1 pseudogene is annotated in these 545 nt (G+C 73.0%); it reads left to right on the top strand.

Features of this window, described 5'->3' with window-relative positions:
- A pseudogene (locus HMPREF0975_RS14425) lies at nucleotides 1-545 on the top strand (DNA helicase); the annotation flags it as partial.

The raw sequence follows: 545 nt of genomic DNA, 5'->3' as shown, positions 1-545 counted from the left end.
GTCGAACGACGCGAGCGCATCGATATGGCTCTGTCCGACTGGCGCAGCCAGCTCGTAGATCTGGGCGGCGTGGCGAGCCTGGATGACATCACCCTGCTCGACGGCGTCGTCGACCTCACCGCCGCGCACCCCTCGGGCCTGGCCCAGCTCTACGCCGGCCGACCCACTCACCTGTCCAGCATCGTGCGCGAGCGCAACGCCCTGGGTGAGGCCCGCCAGTCTCTGCGGGAGGTCTCCGCCCGCACCGACATCCTCGCCCGTCAGTTCGGCGTCGCACCGGTCTACCTGGCCATCGGGGTGGCCACCTGGAACGAGACGGTTCCCCAGGATGGCGAGGACGACGGCAGCATCCACCTGGCCGACGGCGCCTCACCGGAAGCTGCGGACCTCACCGCCCAGATCCCGCACGTCGAGCGCATCGCGGCCGAGCACGCGGCCCGCAACGCCCTGGCCGCCGCCGGCCTGACCGTCCCCGAGGCCCCCTCGGGCCCGCGCGTGCGCACCGTCAACGCACCCGTCCTGCTGCCGCCCGTGCGCCTGGCCAG

The sequence above is a fragment of the Actinomyces sp. oral taxon 849 str. F0330 genome (genome assembly GCF_000239715.1).
Lineage (GTDB): Bacteria > Actinomycetota > Actinomycetes > Actinomycetales > Actinomycetaceae > Actinomyces > Actinomyces johnsonii.
The sequence above is the reverse complement of the archived record's forward strand: the minus strand, read 5'-3'. Positions and strand labels throughout refer to the sequence as shown.